20 protein-coding genes are annotated in these 19553 nt (G+C 38.2%); 10 read left to right on the top strand and 10 right to left on the bottom strand.

Annotated elements, in window-relative coordinates; genetic code table 11:
- The first annotated feature begins 23 nt into the window (after positions 1–23).
- From V6W77_RS09910 to V6W77_RS09945, 8 genes are all read left to right on the top strand, one after another.
- Entirely contained in the window at positions 24–590 is a 567-nt protein-coding gene (locus V6W77_RS09910) for a hypothetical protein (RefSeq protein WP_334254538.1), read from the top strand.
- A 24-nt stretch (positions 591–614) separates the two neighbouring features.
- Positions 615–1358: a hypothetical protein gene (locus V6W77_RS09915; protein WP_334229577.1), complete on the top strand. Its 744-nt coding sequence runs from the start codon at positions 615–617 to the stop codon at positions 1356–1358.
- A 59-nt stretch (positions 1359–1417) separates the two neighbouring features.
- Positions 1418–1873 carry a dUTP diphosphatase gene (gene dut / locus V6W77_RS09920; RefSeq protein WP_334254539.1) on the top strand — a complete coding sequence of 152 codons (456 nt, stop codon included), beginning with the start codon at positions 1418–1420 and terminating at the stop codon, positions 1871–1873.
- Between the two features lie 15 nt (positions 1874–1888).
- Positions 1889–2494 carry a nucleoid occlusion factor SlmA gene (gene slmA, locus V6W77_RS09925; RefSeq protein ID WP_025236832.1) on the top strand — a complete coding sequence of 202 codons (606 nt, stop codon included), beginning with the start codon at positions 1889–1891 and terminating at the stop codon, positions 2492–2494.
- Positions 2495–2496: 2 nt separating this feature from the next.
- A complete protein-coding gene (locus V6W77_RS09930; protein ID WP_334254540.1) occupies positions 2497–2715 on the top strand; it encodes a YheU family protein in 219 nt (72 codons plus the stop codon).
- Between the two features lie 62 nt (positions 2716–2777).
- Positions 2778–3452: a cAMP-activated global transcriptional regulator CRP gene (gene crp, locus V6W77_RS09935; RefSeq protein ID WP_025236834.1), complete on the top strand. Its 675-nt coding sequence runs from the start codon at positions 2778–2780 to the stop codon at positions 3450–3452.
- 103 nt (positions 3453–3555) lie between these two features.
- A complete protein-coding gene (murB, locus tag V6W77_RS09940; protein ID WP_334254541.1) occupies positions 3556–4587 on the top strand; it encodes a UDP-N-acetylmuramate dehydrogenase in 1032 nt (343 codons plus the stop codon).
- Positions 4588–4598: 11 nt separating this feature from the next.
- On the top strand, positions 4599–5360 hold the full coding sequence (locus V6W77_RS09945; protein ID WP_334254542.1) for a biotin--[acetyl-CoA-carboxylase] ligase: 762 nt from the start codon (positions 4599–4601) through the stop codon (positions 5358–5360).
- A gap of 67 nt (positions 5361–5427) precedes the next feature.
- Here the strand turns inward: V6W77_RS09945 and V6W77_RS09950 are convergent, their stop codons facing one another.
- A complete protein-coding gene (locus V6W77_RS09950; RefSeq protein ID WP_025236837.1) occupies positions 5428–5739 on the bottom strand; it encodes a helix-turn-helix domain-containing protein in 312 nt (103 codons plus the stop codon).
- The gene (locus tag V6W77_RS09955; protein WP_025236838.1) at positions 5729–6118 is read right to left on the bottom strand and encodes a type II toxin-antitoxin system RelE/ParE family toxin; all 390 of its coding nucleotides are present in this window, start codon (positions 6116–6118) and stop codon (positions 5729–5731) included. The genes V6W77_RS09950 and V6W77_RS09955 overlap by 11 nt, the downstream gene beginning before the upstream one ends.
- Positions 6119–6342: 224 nt before the next feature.
- Between V6W77_RS09955 and V6W77_RS09960 the strand changes: the two genes are divergently transcribed.
- Positions 6343–7989, top strand: a complete 1647-nt coding sequence (locus V6W77_RS09960) for an ABC transporter substrate-binding protein (RefSeq protein WP_334237906.1) — start codon at positions 6343–6345, stop codon at positions 7987–7989.
- Positions 7990–8036: 47 nt separating this feature from the next.
- Here V6W77_RS09960 and ptrA read toward each other — a convergent pair whose 3' ends face one another.
- The 8 genes from ptrA to V6W77_RS10000 form a co-directional block, all read right to left on the bottom strand.
- Entirely contained in the window at positions 8037–10988 is a 2952-nt protein-coding gene (gene ptrA / locus V6W77_RS09965; RefSeq protein ID WP_334254543.1) for a pitrilysin, read from the bottom strand.
- 99 nt (positions 10989–11087) lie between these two features.
- Positions 11088–14372, bottom strand: coding sequence for an exodeoxyribonuclease V subunit gamma (gene recC / locus V6W77_RS09970; RefSeq protein ID WP_334254544.1), 3285 nt, complete (start codon positions 14370–14372; stop codon positions 11088–11090).
- Between the two features lie 47 nt (positions 14373–14419).
- Positions 14420–14713: a DUF5374 domain-containing protein gene (locus tag V6W77_RS09975; protein ID WP_283386758.1), complete on the bottom strand. Its 294-nt coding sequence runs from the start codon at positions 14711–14713 to the stop codon at positions 14420–14422.
- On the bottom strand, positions 14706–15389 hold the full coding sequence (locus V6W77_RS09980) for a DUF2572 family protein (RefSeq protein WP_334254545.1): 684 nt from the start codon (positions 15387–15389) through the stop codon (positions 14706–14708). Before V6W77_RS09980 ends, V6W77_RS09975 begins: the two co-directional genes overlap by 8 nt.
- A gap of 8 nt (positions 15390–15397) precedes the next feature.
- Positions 15398–16090, bottom strand: a complete 693-nt coding sequence (locus V6W77_RS09985) for a PulJ/GspJ family protein (RefSeq protein ID WP_334254546.1) — start codon at positions 16088–16090, stop codon at positions 15398–15400.
- A complete protein-coding gene (locus V6W77_RS09990; protein ID WP_334254547.1) occupies positions 16050–16571 on the bottom strand; it encodes a pilus assembly FimT family protein in 522 nt (173 codons plus the stop codon). Before V6W77_RS09990 ends, V6W77_RS09985 begins: the two co-directional genes overlap by 41 nt.
- A gap of 99 nt (positions 16572–16670) precedes the next feature.
- Complete coding sequence (gene fabA, locus V6W77_RS09995; protein ID WP_025236845.1) at positions 16671–17201, bottom strand: bifunctional 3-hydroxydecanoyl-ACP dehydratase/trans-2-decenoyl-ACP isomerase; 531 nt, start codon at positions 17199–17201, stop codon at positions 16671–16673.
- Positions 17202–17313: 112 nt separating this feature from the next.
- The gene (locus tag V6W77_RS10000; RefSeq protein WP_334254548.1) at positions 17314–18951 is read right to left on the bottom strand and encodes an AAA family ATPase; all 1638 of its coding nucleotides are present in this window, start codon (positions 18949–18951) and stop codon (positions 17314–17316) included.
- Positions 18952–19044: 93 nt separating this feature from the next.
- Between V6W77_RS10000 and matP the strand changes: the two genes are divergently transcribed.
- Positions 19045–19491 (top strand): macrodomain Ter protein MatP, encoded by a 447-nt coding sequence (gene matP / locus V6W77_RS10005; RefSeq protein ID WP_334235283.1) that lies wholly within the window; start codon positions 19045–19047, stop codon positions 19489–19491.
- Positions 19492–19553: the final 62 nt, after the last annotated feature.

Genomic DNA, 19553 nt, shown 5'->3' on the forward strand with positions numbered 1-19553 from the left:
TTGAATAAAGATGGGAGCTTCAAATGGCGAAAAAAATATTGATAACCTTAGGCGTTATTTTTGTCTTGGTGGCACTTGCTGTGATGGTATTTTTCCACCTGATTGGGCAAAGTTTGGGGAAAGTTGATCCAACCCCGAAATTTATCACGACTGAGCCGATGACAGCCAAACATCTGCCATTGCCTGTGGAAACGACAATTTTCTATGATGGCAATAAAACAAGGGCGAAATATGAGCAGGAAAAGCCCTTAAAAGAGAGTGCGATTATAAGTATCCATTTACCTGAACCCTTGATGTGGGGCGAAATGCCCGTGACAGACTTCTCAGATTACAATACGCATCTACTTATCAGCCCGATTTGGGAAGCTAAGATAAAGCCAAACCACCGCTTTTTTGAGCTATGGCGTGAATGCAATTATCATCTTGCCTTTCGTGTGAAAGACAATGAAAGCTGGCAGTTTAACCCTCACAACTTTGAGGTTTCACCTGACTTTGGCTGTGGCTTTAGTGAAAATTTCAAGGCTGGCTCGCCGAAAATGCAGGAAATGATCGAAGCGTGGCAAGATTTGCAAAAAAACACCAAAAAGTAACCGCTTGTATCAGGAATATCATCAATGAAAAAAATCATCAGCATTGCACTACTTATGCTTTCATCAACGGGGTTTGCGAATAGCCCGATTAAAGCCCAAACAATGAAATTGGTGGATAACGAGGCGAAAAGTTTGGAGCTTTGCCGCCAGTTACCGAAATGTGGGAGTTTAGTGAGGTTATACCAAGCAGCAAATGGCGACCTCTACTTGAGCGATGGCACACCTCAGTTAGCCCTTTTCCCGAAAAGTAATGGCTATAAACTGAAAAATCATTGGGATTTTTCCAATTATCAACATCGGGCAGGTAATTTTGCTGAGCTAGAAGCAGAACCCCATTATAGCATTGCTCCTGCTCTTTACCCTTTGGCAGAGGGGAAATGGGCAATAGCGTTAGAGAAAGCCTGGTCTGAAATGTATTCGGGCGGTTCTCGTAGTGCCAGTTTTGCCGATTTCTTACAAATCAATGAAGACAACAGTTACCAACTCGCATTACAAGCCATTTACTTTTATGAAGGCGAGATGATTAGAGCCTGTTTTAGTGAAGAAGATGTGCAAAAATTACACCAATGCCACGATACAGCAGATACGATTTTGAAAATCCGCTATCAAGATGTCGGCAAACCTTACTACCAATGGCATTTAACCTATACGCAAACAGAGCAGCATTCTACAGACAAAAAGCCGCGTAAGCTCAAAGAGTGGACGAACACCGTAATGCCATTTGATAAATGTAATGTGCAAGCATTATGCGATGATGAGGAAGATTAGAAAATTTGCTTTTATCGCAAGCGGTCAAAAATGAACAAAATTTTACAAAAGGACAAATAATGAAACAGATCGATTTAAAAATTTTAGACAGCCGTATCGGCACGGAATTTCCTCTCCCGACCTATGCAACAGAAGGCTCCGCAGGCTTGGATTTACGAGCGTTAATTAATGAACCGCTTACGGTTAAAGCAGGCGAAACGGTTTTGATCCCAACAGGAATTTCAATTTATATTGCCGATCCAAACTTAGCAGCAGTGATCTTACCCAGATCGGGCTTAGGGCATAAAAACGGGATCGTGTTAGGCAACTTAGTTGGCTTGATTGATAGCGACTATCAAGGTCCGCTAATGGTTTCGCTTTGGAACAGAAGCCAAGACGATTTTACCGTGAATGTGGGCGACCGTATCGCTCAGCTTGTTTTCGTCCCAGTAGTTCAGGCAAATTTCAACATCGTGCAAGATTTTGAGCAAACCGAGCGTGGTGAAGGTGGTTTCGGGCACTCCGGCAAGCAGTAAGTAGTAGGGTGAGCAATGATAGAACCTAAAATTAAAATGCCGAAAAAATCGGTAGTGGAACGTCGCCAGCAGGTACTGGAAGTGTTAATCGGTTTGTTAAATTCTGAAGATGGGATGCAACGTGTAACTACCGAGCGTTTAGCTGCGGCGGTGGGCGTATCGGAAGGAGCGTTGTATCGCTATTTTCCAAGCAAAACAAAAATGTTTGAAGCACTTATCGAGAAAATCGAGCAAACGCTAACCAGCTACATTCACGCCAATAAACGCCAAGATAGCAGTGCAAATTCAGTACGTGCCATTCTTTACACTATTTTGGAATTTGCTCGTAAAAATCCTGGCGTAACTCGCATTCTGACAGGGCACGCCTTAATGTTTGAAGATGATATTCTGAAAGTTCGTGTCGCCAAATTCTTTGATAATTTGGAATTACAATTTTCCAATATCTTGCAACTCAGCAAGCTGCGTGAACGTAAATCCTTTGAAGATGAAAGAGCGTTGGCAGGTTATTTGGTAAATTTCTGCGAAGGGCAATTTTTACGTTTGGTTCGCTCAAATTTCAGCTATAACCAGCATCAACATTTTGAAAAACAGTGGGCATTTATCAAGCCTTTATTTGATTAATTATGATTATACCTTGGCAAGACTTAGAAGAATCCACATTGCATAATGTGCTGGATTCTTTCATTTTACGAGAAGGCACAGACTACGGTGAAATTGAGCTTTCTTTGGCAGAAAAAAGAGCTCGCTTACTCGCCCAACTAAAGGCAGATAAAGTGGTCATCGTTTGGTCTGAATTGCACGAAAGCCTTGATATTAAAGACAAAAAATCTTTCTTAGGCTAATAGTTAATTTCGTGCTAGAATCTCGAAAATTTAACCTAGTATAAAGAGTTATAGGAAATACTATGCAAGATATGACGCTCTCAACAGCACCACTTGAAAATGTAACACCTCCGCCCTCGATTCACGATCCTGCGGTTGAGTGGTTTTTAACACATTGTCATATCCATCGTTATCCTGCGAAATATACACTAATCCATGCAGGAGAAGATGCTCAATCACTTTTTTACATTGTTAATGGTTCGGTATCGGTTTACATTAAAGATGATGAAACCAAAGAGATGCTTTTAACCAACTTAGGTACGGGTGAATTTGTAGGCGAATTAAGTCTGTTTGAAGAAAAAGTGCAACAACGCACCGCTTATGTTCGAACTAAAGGAGCGTGCGAAATTGCGGAAATTTCCTATAAAAAATTCAAACAACTTGTGCATTTAAACCCTGATATTTTGATGTATTTATCGGCACAAATGGCTCGCCGTTTACGCCAAACTTCACGCCAAGTGGGAAATCTCGCCTTTTTAGATGTGGCAGGACGTATTGCTCAAACATTACTCAACTTAGCCAAAATGCCTGATGCAATGACTCACCCACAAGGTATGCAGATCAAAATTACCCGCCAAGAAATCGGGCAAATGGTCGGCTGCTCGCGTGAAACTGTTGGACGCATTATGAAAATGCTGGAAGACGAAGGTCTAATTTCTGCACACGGCAAAACCATTGTCGTATTCGGAGCAAGGTAATACTAAATGTAGAGGTGGGTCCTGTGCCTGCCTCAAATCTCAATTGCAAAATTTGATAAAAATATTACCGCTTGTAATTCCCACTTCTTAACGTAACCTAATAATGATGAAACACAGTTTAAGCTCTTTTCACACGTTCCACTTGCCTGCAAACGCCACGCAAATTATTGAATTTACCAGCGTTGAACAACTACTCACAGAATGGCAAAAAGCTTTTAATGCTCAAATGCCGATTTTAATTCTAGGGCAAGGTTCTAACGTCTTGTTTTTAGAAGATTTTGACGGTGTAGTCTTAGTTAATAAACTAAAAGGGATCGAACACCGTGAAGATGAACAATTCCACTACTTGCACGTTCAAGGTGGGGAAAATTGGCACGAATTAGTGAAGTGGACATTAGCACGTAACATTGCAGGCATTGAAAATCTTGCGTTAATTCCTGGTGTGGCAGGCTCTGCCCCAATTCAAAACATCGGAGCTTATGGCGTAGAGTTTGAGCAAGTATGTGATTTTGTCGAAGTGATAAATTTACGTACAGGCGAACGCTTTACGCTTTCAAAAGAAGAATGCGGTTTTGGCTACCGTGAAAGTGTATTTAAACACCAATATCGTGATGAATTTGCGATTATTTCCGTTGGTTTAAAATTTGCTAAAGCGTGGCAGCCTGTACTGACTTACGGCTCGCTTACTCAATTTGATCCGCAAACCGTTACGCCCCAACAAATTTTTGATGAAGTTTGTGCCGTTCGCTCCTCAAAACTACCGAACCCGGATGAATTTGGTAACGCAGGCAGTTTCTTTAAAAACCCGATTATTTCACCTGAGCAATTTGCAGATGTACAAGCAAAATTCCCAACTATTCCAAGCTATCTACAGCCCGATAGCTCAATCAAATTAGCCGCAGGTTGGTTAATTGACCAAGCAGGCTTAAAAGGCTTACAAATTGGCGGTGCAGCGGTGCATACTCAGCAAGCCTTAGTCTTAATCAACAAAGAAAATGCCACAGGAAAAGACGTTGCGGAATTGGCAAAAACCGTTCGCCAACGTGTGCGTGAAAAATTTGGAGTGGAAATCCAGCCTGAAGTACGTTTTATTGGCAAAAATGGCGAAGTGGATAGCGAGCAAATCACTCGCTAAGAGAGGTAAGAATGAAGCTCAACCAAGCCCAAATTCAAGAAGCACTACTCTGTGGACAAGCCATTGTATTTGATGAAATTGGTTCAACCAACGAGTATTTACTCACTCATCATCAAACATTAGAAAATGGCTCAATCTGCCTTGCCGAAAAACAGACTGCCGGGCGTGGTAGACGTGGGCGAACGTGGTATTCTCCGGCAAGCGAAAATCTCTATTTTTCCATTTTATGGCATTATCCAAATGAAGAAGCAGCAAATCTGCCATCACTTAGCCTTGTAGTAGCGTTAATTATTGCCGAAAGCCTCTGTGCACAAAATGTGGATGATATTCAAATCAAATGGCCAAATGATATTTACTATAAAGGTAAAAAAATGGGTGGTATTTTGCTGGAAAGCCAAGCCACTCGCAATAGCTTAAATTTAGTGATTGGCATTGGTTTAAATTTGGGTATGACAAAAGTGGACGAAACCATTGTTACCCAAGCGTGGGCGGATTTATCACAATATCATTTCGACCGCAACAAACTAGTCTGCCATTTAGCCTTTGAGTTGCAAAAAAATCTCAAAATTTACCCGCTTGTCGGCTTCTCTCACTACGCTGAACGCTGGCAAAAATTCGATATTTTCTACAATAAACCGGTGAAATTAGTAACAGAAACCAGCGAAATTCACGGCACCTCACTCGGCATTAACGAACAAGGCGAGTTAATCCTCCGACAAGGCGAAACCATTCAATATTTCGGTATTGGAGAAATGTCGCTTCGGGCAGATTAGCTTCTTACAAGCGGTTAAATTTTCCATATTTTTTGCAAAAAATAGGAGAAATATGACCGCTTGCAATTCAAAGAATTGCTATAATCCCTTTATTTTGAACAATCGTAAGTAGCTTTAATGCTGCACCACTCGGTTTTTTGATCCCTCTTTCCCAATCTGAAACCAGATTTTTGCTTACATTTAAATAATGAGCAAAAACACTCTGAGAAAAGGCTTCTCTCTCCCTAATTTGTCGAATTTCTTCAGGTGCAAGAGGTTTAATCGGCGTTAAGCATAATTTATCAAAACTTCTCATTGTTTTTTTAGGAATAATACCTACCTCGTGTAGATCACTTGCATTATCGTGCAGCATTTCTAATATATTACTTTTATTCGTCATCTGATATTTCCTGTTTGATTTCAATCAGCTTATTATTTTGTAGCAATAAGTTTAGTTCATCATCTGTTAATTGTTGATATATTTTTGATAGGGCTTTCAACGCTATAAATTCAGCAGCAGACAAATTTTCTTGCTGATTTTTCGCAAAACCTGCAACAAAATAACTGCGATTATTTATTTGATAAAAAATAATCATTCTATAGCTACCTGAACGTCCACGCCCGTTGGTGGCTATTCGTTGCTTAATAATGAAATGCCCTAAATCAGCATCAATAAGTCCTTGATTTGCTCGATATATAGCCTCCAGCAATATTTCATCACTAATTTGAGCTTTTCTCGCAAATTTTTCAAAAGCTTTTGTCTTAAATATTTTTTGCATATATTGTCATCTTTAGAATGATATTTCAATCTAATTTAATAATGCAGAAAATCTTTAACAAGTACAATTAACTTATTTCTATTTTTCGATGCAGATCGCAAAAACAGTTATTGGCATCTTCTCTCTTTAGAATTATTAGTTATAACAACACACCTTTTGTTCTTTACTCTCAATATAAGAAAAGGTACTCTTTGTCGGTTAGCTCTAAGATAACGGAGAAAAATATGAAATTTTCAACTTTAACGAAAGTAAGTGCAGGCGTATTTGCAGCTTTAGCATTAGCCGCTTGTGATGATAAAAGCGAAAACAAAGCAACTACGACTGTAGCAGCAAAACCGGCTGTAGAGAAAACTTTTGTAAACTGTGTGAGCCGTTCGCCAACTGGCTTTAGCCCTATTTTAATGATGGACGGTTTATCTTATAACGCCAGCTCGCAACAAATTTATAACCGCTTAGTGGAATTTGTACCGGGCACAACGGATATTGAACCAGCATTGGCTGAAAGCTGGGAAATCAGCGAAGATGGTTTAACTTACACCTTCAAATTACGTCAAGGTGTGAAATTCCATTCAAATAAAGATTTCACCCCAAGCCGTGAGTTAAACGCAGATGATGTGGTGTTCTCATTCAACCGCCAACTAGACAAAAATCACCCATATCACACGGTTTCTAAAGGAACTTATCCGTACTTCAATGCGATGAAATTCCCAACGTTATTAAAATCGGTAGAGAAAGTGGACGACAGCACGGTGCGTATTACCTTAACCAAACGTGATGCCTCGTTCTTATCGAGTCTTGGTATGGATTTCACTTCGATTTATTCTGCGGAATATGCGGATAAAATGATGAAAGCCGGCATGCCTGAAGCAGTAGATACCACACCAATCGGCACAGGTCCGTTTGTATTTAGTGGCTATGTGTTAGACCAAGCAAGCCGTTATGTGGCAAACAAAGAGTATTGGAAAGGCAAGCCGGATATCGACCGCTTAATTTTTGAGATTGTGCCGGACGCAACCGCTCGCTATGCGAAATTACAAGCTGGTCAATGCGATTTAATGGACTTCCCGAATGCCACCGACATCGAGAAAATGAAAACCGATCCGAAGGTCAATTTATTATCTCAACCGGGCTTAAACATTGCTTATGTGGCGTTCAACACCGAAAAAGCTCCGTTTGATAACGTGAAAGTTCGCCAAGCATTGAATTTAGCGGTAGATAAAAAATCAATTATTGATGTGGTTTATCAAGGCAACGGCTTTGCGGCAAAAAACCCTCTTCCACCAACAATCTGGGGATATAACGACAGCTTACCTGAGTCTGAATACAACATCGAAAAAGCGAAACAATTATTAGCAGAAGCAGGATTCCCGAACGGTTTTGAAACCGATTTATGGGTGCAGCCTGTAGTGCGTGCTTCTAACCCGAACCCACGCCGTATGTCAGAAATTATCCAAGCGGACTGGGCAAAAATCGGTGTGAAAGCAAATTTAGTAACCTACGAATGGGGCGATTACATCAAACGTACCAAAGCAGGTGAATTAACTGCGGGGACTTACGGTTGGTCTGGCGATAATGGCGATCCGGATAACTTCTTATCTCCACTGTTCGGCACGCCAAACGTGGGTAACAGCAACTATGCACGCTTTAGCAATCCAGAGTTAGATGCGTTATTGGAAAAAGCATTAGGCTCATCTGATAAAGCAGAACGCACTAAGTTATACGAACAGGCTCAAGTGATTTTAAGAGAGCAAGCACCTTGGATTAACGTAGCTCACTCAATTAACTTTGCCCCAACCAGCAAACGTGTTGAAGGCTACAAACAAAGCCCATTCGGATATACTTACTTATATCCTGTGAAGATTGTAGATTAATGAAATCAGAGATAAACAAAAGCCACCGAAAGGTGGCTTTTTTCTACTTAGTAGTCTTTAATGTCAAATTCTCGTTGTAGCTTTTCAATGCTTTCAACTTGTTCGAAATCGTTAAACTTCGCTACATCTTCTGCTTTGGTTTTTGTGCCGACAGCTTGGCTAACGAATACTAAACCTTTCTGATCGATGACCGCTTTTTTGTAAAACGCCACAATATCTGCCTTAGTTAGCCCTTTAGTTAGCTCAATCACTTGTTGCAAGCGGTCAAATTTCGCATTATTTCTGCTAAAGTCTGAACCAAATTCGGCAAATTCTTCTGCTAGAGATTCTGGCTTATATTGCAGTTTTTCAACCAAGCTATTGCGATATTTTACAAATTCATCATCAGATAAATTCTGTAAACGCTCGAAGCTTTCTTTAAAGAAACGCTTGTTATGTTCTAAAATCCCTGCCGGCGTAGTATTCGGACTTTGCACCATAAACTGAATGCCTGAGGTTTTACCAACAGCCGTATGAGTTGCATACACCACATAACCAAGTTGTTTGTCGGTACGCAAATCATCGAAATACCAGCGAGACACAATATCCCTAATCAGTCTTGCTCTTACTACACCCTCTAACTCTGCATAGCCATTTGGCAAGAATGCCATTAACAATGCGTTGTCTTCATTCGGTACGTTTTTAATGAAATTGATCTTACGATTGCTTTCATTAATATCAAGATACTGCCCTGTTGCATTTGCAGATTTTTGATTTTTTATAACCGCTTGTACTTCGTTTGAAAGTGCAGCAACCTGATCATTCGACAAATTCCCAACGGAAAGTAACTTAAAGCCTGTCGCATCATTTAAAATACGCTGACGTAATTTTTGCACATCATCAAGCGTGATTTGGTCGATCATCTCACGTTGTTTCGCTATCTCAAAATACGGATAGCTTGCAAAAGAGGTTAATGCCGCATTCGCTTGATTAAGGCTATTTTCTTTCTCGCTACGATCTAAAACTTGGTGTAAACGTTGTTTAGCCTGAGCTAATACGTCTTCATCAAGCTCAAAAGTGCTGAATTGTTTGATACTGTCTAAAATCAACTTACTTAGATTTTGTGTATAACCTTCTGCACTCGCCACCAGACCATTGGCTGCCGGGGCTAAACTTAAATTCATTCCTGCTGTGGAAGATTGAAAATCCAGCTTCGTTTGTGCCAAGTTATTCATATAACCCAAAATTGATGCCGCAATCGCGTTTTTTAAATCATCCAGTCTTGGGCGAATGTTATATGTCATACTGATTTTCGCTTTCGGATCGGTAGCAAAATTCACACTCGGCATCGCATAAATCAGCTCGCCTTGTTTTTCAGCTAATAATTTTGGCTTAGTCAGCCCTTTTTCTACCTCATTTAACGAGAAATCTGTGGTGAAATAAGGATTTAACTCAGGTAAATTGAGCTGTGGATTTTGGCTGAAATCAAACCATTTTTGCTTTTGTCCGTTTGTGATTTTTGCCACAGAATAGCCAGCCTCAAAATGTGGCGTTTTCTTATCCGTTACGGCATTATCGCTCACGAGTATAATGCGAGCATTGTCGATATTCATTTCCGCCAATTTCGCTTTAATTGCCTCATTATCCATCGTTTCCGCCACATAAGGTTGGTCGATAACGTGTTCTAACGGAAAATAGAGCATTTGGTCGGTAATGAACTCCACAAAGTCCATATTTTTCTCAACTTGTAGATGTTGAAAATCTTGCTTCAGGCTCTCTTTTACCTCATTGAAATAGCTTTCTTGAATGCCCTCTTGCTTGATTTTTTCAATTTGTTGGAACACGAGAGAAATCACTTTATCTTGCTCAGCTAAGCCTTTATCCGTTAGCTCAATATAAATATCAAACGAACTGCGATCACGTCCAATATTAGCGGAACTGACTGCTTCAATGCCACCATCGGATAAGCCTTGCTTAATTAAATAATCTGACAATGTGCCATCGGTATTATTATTCAGCACATAAGCGATATACTCGCCTGTTTTGTGCTTAAAGTGCATTTCATCATTTGGGAAATCAAAGCCAATCACAAGCATTTTAGTGGATTTCACCGGCTTATATTGAATGAAAACAGATTTATCTTCCGATCGGTAACGTGGTTCAGCCGTTTGAGGCACACTTAGATTTTTGTTTTCCATTTTGCCTAACGTATTTACTGCCAATTTCGCCATCTGCTCAATCGACTGATTTGAATAAAGCACCACTTTAAACAAATTCGCCGAATAACGCTCTTTGTAGAATTTCTCCAGCTCGGTTTGTAGTTTGCTATCCGGCTTATCAGATAATGTATCTTTGTTTCCAACCGCAAATTTTGTGGCAGGGTGAGCCGGGTTTGCAGTGGCTAAATTCACACTGTGCAATAAATGTCCATCGTGGGATTTCGCACGCACCATCTCGGCATTCACCGCATTCACCTCTTTTTTCGCATTCGTTTCCAGCAATAATGGGAAGGCAAGCGTATCCGCCAAACGAGTAACCGCCTCACTAAACGCCTCATTATTCACTTGTAAATAATAAGCGGTGCGGTGAGGGGCGGTAGACGCATTATTCATTCCGCCATTTTGGGTTAAAAAGCCGTCTAAACTGTTGGTTTCAGGGTAGTTTTTTGAGCCCATCAAAATCATATGCTCAAGATAGTGAGCTAACCCTTGCTGAGAAACCGGGTCATCCATCGAGCCAATCGGAATAATGGCGGACATTAGCGATTTATTCGCTTGGCTATCTGAAATAAGTAGTACCTCCATACCATTATTCAGTTTGATACCTTGATAAATCGCCTTATCATTCGGGCTTTTATTAATGCTTTGCTTAATTAACTCAAAGCCTTGCTGGCTATGGGATTGCATTTGACTAGCGGTCGTTTTTTCCGCATTTTTTGCAACATCTGCAAAGGCTGGATAAGTCATTACATTAGCAGCAAAAGCGGCTGCCAGTAATTTAGTTAGAATAGATAATTTCATACATCTCCTTTTGAAATTAAAATTTGTCGTAATTTATTGACAGTAAAATGAAAGAAAAATTCTATTTGCAAATTTATCAACAAAAACAACCGCTTGTATTTAACTATTTATCCTCATTTTCTCATTCATCAACCCAAACCAATTTATGGTACGTTGATAAATGTTATCTGTATCTAGCTCTATTGTTTGTGAAAGAACACGGTTGATATAACTGCCTTCTCGATCTTCTGCAAGGAGAGAAAGTGCCTGTTCGCTGTTTTCACTGCCTTTTTTGAGATACTCTTCAATTCCTTGATAAATCACCAGCTGAGCTTGCGATAAGCCTGCCAAGTAATCCTTCACATAAACAGTTAATTGAGCTAAAGCATCTTCCGGTAAAAGTGTTTCAAAACTCAGCTGCCCTGTTTGCTCGCCTTCACGATAATAAAACTTCACGGTTTTTTGAGGGAAATAAGCACAAAGTAATAAATGATAAATCCAGATTTCAATCTTATCTTTATCTCGTAATCCGCCCACTCGCCACAGCACCATTTCATTACTATATAAATTTGGCATATTGCCGTTAAGTTGGAGCACTTTCTCATCAATGACAATGCTGTGGTTTAGCGTTAAAATTGTGCTTTCTCTTGCTAAATAGTCCGCTAAAGTCGCTCGCATATCACTGATTTTACCGATTAAATCTTGCTTGGTTGTTGTAGCAAAATTAGATGCCGGTAAGTTGCCTTTAAGCTGTTCTTGCTCAAAAAATTGCTCTTGCTGTTCGGGCTTAACACTTAATAATTCATTTAAGATAGCGTAATTATCCAGCCCAGACATCGTAAAAATTTCGCTTTCATCAATCGTATCATCGTAAGTGTTAAAAGAGATACCTAGTACATTAACGAAGAAAAATTTAATCGGGTTCTGCACAAAGCGAATGAGGTTTTCGATCTCAATATCAGTTACCATTTCCGTACTTAAGGGCTCACTCAAGAAATCTTGTACGGAATTGTTTGAGTTAATAATCCACTCTGCGTTGTAGGCATAATCTCTTGGGTGAGTGAAGTTCTTTTTGCTAAACACTGTAAGCGGTTGTTTTCTTACTAAGGTTTGCTCAACTTCCGCTCCGAACATTGATTTAAATTCAGGTGTTAAATAATCGCTAATGGTATCAAGCAGCTGAGAAACCAAAATAGAGGGCAGCATCTCTTTGCCGTCTTTTTGCGATTGCCCGATGTAACTGATGTAAAACACATTTTGTGCAGAAAGTAAGGCTTCCAAAAAGAGATAGCGATCATCATCTCGTTTCGCACGGTCGCCTTTTTGTGGGGCATATTGCATTAAATCAAAGCTGTTGATTTGCTGCTGACGGGGGAAATCCGCCTCGTTCATTCCAAGCAAACAAACCACTTTAAATGGAATGGCTCGCATTGGTAAAAGTGTGGCGAAATTGACTCGCCCAACCAAGAAATTGAGCTGCTGGGTATGTTGATTTAATTGCTGGTTAAATAACAACGCTAAAATCTCAATGTGGAGATCTTCAGCAAAATGAGTTGCGGAAATCAATGATAAAATTTCATCATTTACCGTATTGAGTAGCAAAATAGAGGCGGCATTTTCAGCATTTTCTTGATATAAATCTGCAATCAGCATTTTTACCGCTAAATGCCATTGCTCTAAAAATTGTGGCGACTGAATCAGCTTTACCCATTCCAATAAAGCTGAAATAAACGACGCCAATCGCCCAACCAGCTCTGCATTTAAGCCGTAGCTATCACCAAATGCTAATGTGTTTTCCCAAATGCCGTGAGCCTCTTTTAAGCTTGAGCCAAGCAGTAAACGATTTAAACCGTTTTCCCACGAGTTGTAGTTCTGCCAATGAGGCTGTTGAATATCAATGCCTGAACGTACTCCTGCATTTTTCGCCCATACTCGTAACGTGTGAATATCTTCCGCACTAAAGGAAAAACGGGATTGAATTGCCCCAACCTCCAATAAATCAAATAGATCTTCGGCATTAAATTGACTCTCTTTCATCGCAAGCAGTTGCAAAAAACTATTGATGATTGGATCAATTTTGGTAAACGACTGATCCGATAACGAAAACGGAATATAGCGTGGATCTCGGCTACCTTTATTGCGAGAAAACACCGCATCAATATAAGGAGCGTATTTATTAATATCCGGCGACATCACAATGATGTCTTTCGGCAGTAAGGTTTTGTCTTTCTCAAACAAATTCAGTAGTTGGTTATGTAACACTTCTACTTCACGCATTGGGCTATGGCAGGCGTGAATTTGAAGAGAGTGATCGTCGGTTAAATCATCAATAGTGGCATTATTTACGGAGCTAAAAATCTGCTTTTTGAGCTTGTTGAGGTTACTGTCTTCTTCAGGTTCAATAAATACATCAATAGTGTTTGGCTCAAATTCCATTAGCTGTGCTAAAAAATCACGCCCCTGTTTTCCCCAAAGGGCGAGTAGTTTATTGCTCTGCTCTGCTAACAAATTTTCCAGATCTTCAGGCGAAATTTTATGTGTTAAGGCGAGCTTTTGCCATACTTTGTCTTCTACGCTATCGCCCCAATATTTTTCGCTTGGGTTGAAAAAAAAGATGTGAATATCGCAATGCTCACTTAATTTTTTAAACACCGCTAACTGCAACGGCGAGAACGCAGAAATACCAAAAATAAAAATACGCTTTGGCAGTTTTGCTTTTTCCGCTTCGGTGAGATTATCTAGCTTTTCAAAATAATTTTGTTGCAAATACGCACGATGCGAGGTGGTGAATACCCGATCATCTGCCCCCTCCTGCAGATCTTGAATAATCTGCAACCATAATTGGCTTTGCCATTTAATATCGTTTGAAATCAAATTCAGATCGACATTCTTTGCAGAAATTGCAATTTTTAGTTCATTTTCGACCGCTTGTAAGTTTCCCTCTTCCCAATGCACCAGCCAATGCGGGCGATAAACCAAGTATTGGTCGAACAATTCGGCAATTTTTGCAGAAAGTTGATAGAGTTTAAGTTGATACTGCTCCTCGTTTGGCTGATTTGCCAAATACCGCTGAAGGGGCTTAAATTCACCTTGATTTAAGCAATCCGGGAGCAAACGCATAATCCGCCAAGTCATTGAATGGCGTTCAAAAATATTCTCTTTCGGTAATTCAGGAAACAGTACACGATACTGCTGCCACAAAAAAGTGGTTGGATAAAGAAAATTGCAGTTGCCCATAATGCCATTGAATTCTGCAATCTGCATTTGCAACCATTGTGCCATTCCTTGACTTTGGATCAAAACCGTTTCCGGTTCAAATGGATCTTCAAGCGGATTAACTTGCTGAACTTTCACCAGCATTTCCGCCAGTGAAGAAATTTGGTTGGATTGGTAAAGTGTAAACATAATAACGCCTCGCTAATGAATTATTGTCCAATAAAGCGAGGGGGGATTCAATCATTATTCAGCTCAATTTTGCCAAGTGGAAAACGGATACTGAGCTTATTCCCTGAGCACTGAATGTCATAGCGAATGTTATTTTGCTCTATCTGCCGTTCACAATCTAAACCCGCCAACTGTAACGCAATTTGATTTTCTAATATCACCGCTGCCTGTTGTTGCTGAAAATGGATATTCACTCGCCTATTTTGCTCAGATTGCCAATGGCTAAAACTCAACACTACAATCGTAAATAAAGCTATAGCCACTAAAAGTGAAATAGTACTTTCCGCCTTATATTTATTCATCAATTGCCCCTATGGTATTTTCGGAATGAGGTAAATATTGCCAGTAGGAATATTTCGCTTCAAGCTGGGCGATAACCTCTTTCTTAAAGGTTAAATTGCGTTCTTCTCTTGCGTTATCAAAAGAGGAATACAAAGTACCATACATTTTTTTGCCTGTAATATCAAAGAGATAATCAGTAATCACAATACCATAAAAATCCTGTGGGAGATTTTCATTAATCTCATTTTGAGCAATAACAATTTTCGGATTATCTTCGCTACTAGAAGGCAATTCTGATAAGCTGCGAATAGTATAAATCTCTTGTGCCGGTACATTTGCTAAATCTAAATAATCTGAAAGCTGTGTAAATGGTATATATTTCTCTTTACTTGGTTTTTTATCTTTGAATAAACTGTTAAATTGGCATTCAAATTGATATTGCAAAAAGTTTAATTTCTGAGGCGAGAAATCAGACTGAACAATCATATCTTTTTTTAATTTTTGGCAAAGTTTATTTTTATCTTCCTTGTACAAAGTGAGAAAGTGATATTTATCTACAAGATATTTTTCACCATAAAACTGAGAAATATTCTGCTGGCTAATCCATTTCTCTTTTGTTAAAAATAATATAGCCAAAATAGAAGAGATCAATATTAATGAAACTAATAATGCACTGGCATTTTTCTGAAATTTCATTTTTACCTCTAATGGTTTAGCAGAAAAATATAACTTTTTGCAGAATAAATTAAATTACGATCTTTTATCGACTCTAATTCTATTTCCACTTCAAGTAATATATCTCTCTTCTTCCAATTAAAATTTAATTTATTTACTCTAACGCTATTTATTTCAGTAAACTTACTCCAAGCACCATTACAATCTTCTAATAATTTTGAGCAATTCTCTTTCACACAAGTATCTAATTTCTGCGAGAAAGTATAAATTTCATTATTCTCTAGCTTAAAAGCAAATATCTCTTTTAATACATCACGGGTATTATTCAGATCGCCCAACTTACAAGCGGTCGTTTTTGTTCTACGTTTTCCCAAACAGCCGTCTTGGTTTACATCATAAAAACTAATCAAACAATGTTGATTTGGAATATTCAAACTTTTCCCATTAGTCTGAAATAAATCAAAGTTACTGTCTGCTCGCTTATTACCTTGATAGCCACTATGTTGAAAGTGTTGTTGAAAGTAGTTTATTATCTGGTGAGCATCTGCTTGCAGAGCAGATAGCTCACGTTGTTTGGTTTGAGAACGGTAAAAATCAGCATAACTAGAAGCAAAAGCAAATAATATAAAAGTGCCTAGTGCGGTAGTAATTAAAATCTCAAGTAAACTAAATGCCGATAACTTAATCTTTACAGGTACTACGTTTATTTTTCGCTGCCACATAAACTCGTCCTAGTTGTTCAAACTGTAAAATCTCACTCTCTTTATTTAAACTTAGGTTAATACATTTAGATTCTAGCTGACCGCTTACCCCATCAATATTAATAAAAGATTTTGGATATAAACTTTTATTTTTCAAAATAATATTTTGATTACTCGGATTATAAATATGATACTCTTCAGTTGAAGAACAACTCTTTTTATTTAAACAATCGCAAATAATTTGCTTAGTATTATTTATTGGTTTGATTGCTGCCACTATACACCACTGATTATTCCGCTGAGAAATAGTTAAGGTATAGTTTCTTTTACTATAACGAGCTTTTGTTTGAATTTGATAAATAAAAGATTGGATATTTTCAATTTCACTATTGAGTGAAATTCTATCTTGAAAAGTAAAAATAATCGGGGAGATAAAATAAATAGCAATCACCATAATCGCTATAGCCGTTAGCATTTCAATTAATGTTATTGCTTTATACATAAAAATACCCTCTTTAACAGAGGGTATCTTATAATTTAAGAGGATTTTGTAAATAAAAAAAATTTAATTTTTCGACACAGATCGCAAAATCAGCTTTTATTAGAATGATGTTGTATCTTGGAATAAGCCCACTTTTAAATCTGTTGCGGTGTAAATTATACGCCCATCAACTTCTACTTCACCATCAGCTACGCCCATCACTAATTTACGATTTACAACACGCTTCATATGAATACGGTAGGTTACTTTTTTTGCTGTTGGCAAAATTTGACCGGTAAATTTTACTTCGCCCACACCTAATGCACGACCTTTACCTTCGCCGCCAATCCAACCAAGATAGAAACCAACTAACTGCCACATCGCATCTAAGCCCAAGCAACCCGGCATCACAGGATCATTGATAAAATGGCAGCTGAAAAACCATAAATCCGGCTTAATATCAAATTCCGCCTCAATATAGCCTTTTTCGAAATTCCCTTTCTCTGCATTCATTTCAACGATACGATCCATCATTAGCATTGGTGGGGCAGGTAATTGTGGACCGTTTTCCCCGAATAATTCTCCTTTACCTGAGAGTAGAAGCTCTTCATAAGAGTAGCTTGGTTTAATAATTGGTGTACAGTTGTTCATTGTTTTTAAAATCCTATAAATGGAGGGAAACCTGTTATATCAAAGGCTATGAAATATTACTGATAGTAACAGACTTTTAATTCAGTGAACAGTTGTACACTAACTTGTCGGATCAGTCAAGTTTTAATTTTTTGCAAAGTTTTCTCAAAAATGAACCGCTTGTTTCTTCGTTATTGCATTCATCTAATTGCTGATGAATCAATGTAAATAATGATGATTTATTACTTTTTACCGCTTTTTCATCGTCGTAGAACTCACGCCCGAAAAGAATTTCTAATGCATCAAATACATTTTCTACCGCCCAAATTTTAAATTGATTTTGTTCGACTGCCTCGATCACATCTGCTCTTAAACTCAAATGGCTTAGGCAAGCGGCTGGAATAATTACGCCTTGTTGTCCGCTTAATTGGCGAGCGTGGCAAATATTGAAGAAACCTTCAATCTTCTGATTAACCCCACCGACACTCAACACATTACCAAATTGGTCAATCGCTCCCGTTACCGCAATAGATTGCGGCAATGCCAATTTGGATAAGGCACTCACCAGCACGCTAAAAATCGCTAATGAGGAGCTGTCGCCGTCAATTTCACCATAAGACTGCTCAAAGGCAATAGAGGCGGAAAACGGTAATTGAGTGGGAAGTTCTAACAAATTCGCCAAGCAGGATTGAGCAAGAATAATCCCTTTGGAATGAATATTGCCCCCCAGCTCCACTTTACGTTCAATATCGTGAATTTCCCCATCGCCATATTGCACATTACAGCTGATACGCAAAGGTTCGCCAAAGCTATGTGGAACACCTTCAAAATCAATGACTGATAAACCGTTTATTTGCCCAATTTCTTCGCCTTCTGTTTCAATATAGAGTTGATTACTGAGAATATCTTCTACGGTATATTCATTTAGAATTGAAGATTGTTGCTCCAAATAATCAAAATAACTTTTTACTTCATTAATTTCTACTGTATTTGCATAGAAATTCTGAATACCTAATAAATGCTTTCTTAATAATGTAGGTGAAATAGAAATTAAATCCCGGCTCTCGCTTTCTCGAATATAAGCCTGTAAAAATTGATTAAGAGCAGCAGGTGTTAATCTTTTATTAATTATATTTTCTGCATAAGTCTGAATATAATTCGCCCATTCCTCTACATTATTATTTAAGGATAAATATGATTTAATTTCAGTATATTGTGCTACTTGATATAAGCTGTCATCATAAGCCGAAAGAGTTGAAATATCTTCCCTTTCACCAATCAAAATTAACTTAAATGAGGATTTTTCTTTAGCTAGAAAATGAGGTAGTTCATTAATAGAATGAGATTCATATTCGCCAAATAATAATGCCTGCTTTAATTTATCCCATTGCGTAATATCCAATAATAATGAATTAATATTTACAATTAAAACACCATTATTAGCTTCTTGAATTGCTCCTGTTACATATTCTGTTTTCTGTTCTCTTTCTAAAAACATATAATAACCAAACAAATTATTTTTATTAAAATCCATTTTGGTTACTATAGAAATACTTGAATTATCTTTTTTTAAATAATCCGTCAGCTCATTAATAAATTCAGGAAAAAGCTCAGATTTAAGCACTAGCAAAGATCCAAACTTCGCTTGCATAAATTGATCTAGAGCTTGTTTTGCTTTAGGTTGGAAATCTAAAAAATTGACTTTCTTATCTAAATCAGAGAAAGGGTATTCCACAGTTAATGCCGGGCTATTAAGTAGAAAAATGGTCACAGATATGCCTCTTTATCGAAAATTTGGTTTATTATACAGAATTCCGCTATACTTGCTAAATATAGCTTATCTTTTTCAACATTATTTACGATTATGCGATACCAAAAACTCATCACACAAGAAACTACTTGGAAATGGCAATATCTTCTCAAAAAGCATCGGGAAGGGGAAAACATTACTAAACACGAAGAACAAAGTTTAGTTGATTTAAAGGTTCAATTTCTTTCCACCTTACAAGAGTCCCCAGAAGAAGTAGAAAAATGGATTAAGTCAGAAATGACAGCTGAGCAACGAAAAAAAATGCGTCAGTCTATTCGAGCAAAGCGAAAACGCTTTTTTAATGCTGAAAAACAAACAACCAAGAAAAAATCTATTGATTTAGAATACGCTAGCTGGTTAAGACTCTCTAAATATGCAAAAAGCCAAAACCTCACATTATCAGAAGCTATTATTAAATTAACTGATGAAGTTGAAAACAAACAGCTTTATTTAGAGCAAGTCGCAAAAATGAAATCAAGTTTAAAAGATTTATTAAAGTAAAAAAGGAAAATGCCCGCTAACAAGCGGGCATTTTTTTATTCAATTTTACAATTGAAGAAACT

The organism is Mannheimia indoligenes, assembly GCF_036880405.1.
Lineage (GTDB): Bacteria > Pseudomonadota > Gammaproteobacteria > Enterobacterales > Pasteurellaceae > Mannheimia > Mannheimia indoligenes.